5 protein-coding genes are annotated in these 2,935 nt (G+C 35.1%); 3 read left to right on the top strand and 2 right to left on the bottom strand.

The window, feature by feature from the left end; genetic code table 11:
• Both I2F17_RS12720 and I2F17_RS12390 read left to right on the top strand, forming a co-directional pair.
• The coding region (locus I2F17_RS12720; RefSeq protein WP_211139098.1) for a transposase at positions 1 to 185 on the top strand (185 nt) is incomplete at its 5' end.
• Positions 186 to 937: 752 nt separating this feature from the next.
• Positions 938 to 1,303: a hypothetical protein gene (locus tag I2F17_RS12390; protein WP_211140153.1), complete on the top strand. Its 366-nt coding sequence runs from the start codon at positions 938 to 940 to the stop codon at positions 1,301 to 1,303.
• Positions 1,304 to 1,587: 284 nt separating this feature from the next.
• Here the strand turns inward: I2F17_RS12390 and I2F17_RS12385 are convergent, their stop codons facing one another.
• Together I2F17_RS12385 and I2F17_RS12380 are read right to left on the bottom strand one after the other, a co-directional pair.
• Positions 1,588 to 2,529: a glutathione S-transferase family protein gene (locus I2F17_RS12385; protein ID WP_211140152.1), complete on the bottom strand. Its 942-nt coding sequence runs from the start codon at positions 2,527 to 2,529 to the stop codon at positions 1,588 to 1,590.
• 13 nt (positions 2,530 to 2,542) lie between these two features.
• A complete protein-coding gene (locus I2F17_RS12380; protein ID WP_211140151.1) occupies positions 2,543 to 2,746 on the bottom strand; it encodes a DoxX family protein in 204 nt (67 codons plus the stop codon).
• A 28-nt stretch (positions 2,747 to 2,774) separates the two neighbouring features.
• On the opposite strand from I2F17_RS12380, the gene I2F17_RS12375 reads away from it, so the two are divergent.
• The coding region (locus I2F17_RS12375) for a helix-turn-helix domain-containing protein (protein ID WP_211139442.1) at positions 2,775 to 2,935 on the top strand (161 nt) is incomplete at its 3' end.

Here is a 2,935-nt window from a genome sequence, read left to right as displayed (position 1 = left end):
GATCGGATATACAGGAGTTATTGGAACACTATGGGCATCAGATTTTATGGTTACCGCCTTATAGCCCTGATTTGAATTTTATTGAAAAGACTTGGGCATGGATTAAGAAAAAGAGAAAAGAATGGCAAGAGGATTGTATTGATCGACTCTTTCAGATGTTTTTTCATTTCTGTATGAGTAATTAGATTGTTTGACTATAAGTAGAACGACCATCCATTGTCAAAGTTACCCTCAACTTAAAAACTTGCTGCAATGGCATGGGTTAATTGCTCTGGTCGTGCCAAACGATTAGATACAGTTTATAACTTATCAATCAGTGCCTGATTCTTGATCTGAATGGTTGTCATGTTTTATAATCGGTTATGCCTAGTCGGGGTAGTAGTTTCCAAATAGAAAGGTTGCGGGGGTAAAAGCCAAGCATTATGACGTGCAAGTCGTCCGCTATATTGACAAGGCAACATAATGGTAGTTTCCAAATAGAAGGGTTACGATTTAGCTTTTGCTACTTAGTATTATGCTGTGCAAGTCAGCCGCCATCTTTGATAGATAGTAGTTTCCAAATAGAAAGGTTGCGGGGATTTTTCCTTTGCATTATGACGTGCAAGTCGTCCGCTATCTATCATCTAATTTCCTCATACTGTCTTGCTTTTATCCCATCTTTAGGGCTTGAAGCTCCACTTTAAAAATACTCACAATTCCTATCACGTCATTTTGTTGCATATGAAAAGCTTAATTACATTATCGTCATGCTGTTTTAACCATTTAAGGCAATAAATATTTAATCCTCAAAGTTGCTCTATAGAGCAATGTTTATAAATTTTATATGATTCTTTAATGCTTATCTTTGCATAGATTTGTATGCAAAGATAAGTTTTCTAATTGACTGTAAAATGATAGATAGATATGCTTTTACCACCTTTTAAGTGTAATCAAAATCATGGCAAAATATCGGGTTATAACTAATCAACCTCCTGTAACCCATCCTGCTTTTTTAGGCACTCCAACTCGGTGCCATAAATTAAGAAAATCATCGGGTAAACTTGAGTATCAAGTCAATGTATCTAGTAATAATCAGTACGTACTGGAAATAGATGATATTTCTGCGATTAAACGTCAAAGTGCTAAGGAAAATGAGCTTGATTCAGTCACACAATCATTTGATCTTAGTTCTATATTGCAAAGTTTAGTACCTGGTAATACATTTGGGTCTGCATCGAAACTATTGCCAATATTGCCAAATCATAACGATGCTAAGTTCGTGGCTGCGGTGCTCTTAAATTTAGACATTATAAAGATAGTTTAATGATTTTCTAAATAAGCCAAATCCTGTTTAGGCCAACCATTTAAATAGTCAATGCTTCGGCTTGTGCTTAAATAGGATTTGAGTTAAATAAATTTTTCAAATAAAGCCAATTTAAAATAAAACCACCAAAACCATATAATTCAGTAAAACTATAAAATACTGCTAAGTAAAACTATAAAATACTGCTAAGTAAAACTATAAAATACTGCTAAGTAAGCCTTAAAATTTTTAGCTGTATAAAGGGTTGAAGAGCTTTACGAGAGTGATAGTGAAGACCTAAAAAATCACATCGGTCCTATAGGAACAATACCTGTCGGATTGAGTGCTCGAATAGAATAATACCCTTCTTTAATATGATTTATGTTTACTGTATCTTTAACTCCAGGATAATTAAGCATCCGTTTGATATATTGATTTAAGAGAGTGAAATCTTTGAGTTGATACAAATTACATTTAAATAAACCATGATAAGCCACATCAAATCGAATCAGTGTGACAAAAAGTCGAATATCAGCTTCAGTCATATCTTGACCACATAAAAAATCACGTTGATCTGAAAGTAAATGTTCTAAATCGTGAAGTGTTTTAAACACGGTGCAAACAGCTTCGGTGTAACTTTCTTGTGTAGTGGCAAAACCCGCACGATAAACACCATTATTAAGTGTGTCATACATTTTAATATTGAGTTCATCAATATATTCTTGGTGTTTTTTGGGGTAGAGATCTAGAGTTGATTGAGCTAAAGATCCGAAAGCACTATTGAACATACGTAAAATATCAGCAGACTCATTATTAACGATGGTTTGGTTTTTTTTATCCCATAAAATAGGGACAGTGGCCCGTCCTGTAAAATCTGGGTCTGCTTTTGTATATAACTGATGTGCCCATTCGACACCATGTAAGTGATCGATTGTTGAGTCAAGACAATGGCCAAAATGCCATCCTTGCTCAAGTAACCAAGGTTCAACAATTGAAAGACTGATAATAGACTCTAAACCTTTCAATTTTCTTGCCATAAGGGTTCGAGATGCCCATGGACAAATGAGTGCAACGTATAAGTGATATCGATCTGCTTCGGCTTTAAATCCTGCATGACCTGTGATGCCTGCTGAACCATCAGGGGTGATCCAATGACGAAAACTTGAAGTTTGACGAACAAAACCACCTTTTTCGTCTGTCGCTTGAACAGGATGCCAATTGTCGGCCCATTTTCCATGAATAAGCATGTTGACCTCCTTATTAATTTTTCGTGCTTGATTTTAGGGCATATTTCCCATCACCAAGTAAAAACAAACAGACTAAACCTACGATCCAGAACGCAGGAAATTCCCAACCACCGTTGGGATTACTAAAAAAGAAACCGGCAGCAGCATGTACTTTAATAATGGCTCCTAAAAGTACAGGAATAAGAATTAATGAAACAATACGAGTATATATAGTCAAACAATCAAAAATATAAGACAATATAAAAATGAGTTATTCAGAACATTTTAGACGAAAAGTGATAGCGAAGCTTGAGGAAGGATATTCCATACGAGCGGTCTCTGCACAATTTGAAATTGATAAAAATACAATTTTGAGTTGGAAAAAACGAATTGAAATTAAAAGAACTCGCCCACGGAAACCTTTTAA

It is taken from the genome of Acinetobacter baretiae, assembly GCF_015627105.1.
GTDB classification, from domain to species: domain Bacteria; phylum Pseudomonadota; class Gammaproteobacteria; order Pseudomonadales; family Moraxellaceae; genus Acinetobacter; species Acinetobacter baretiae.
Note: the sequence above shows the minus strand (reverse complement) of the source record. Positions and strands in the feature narration are given on the sequence as shown.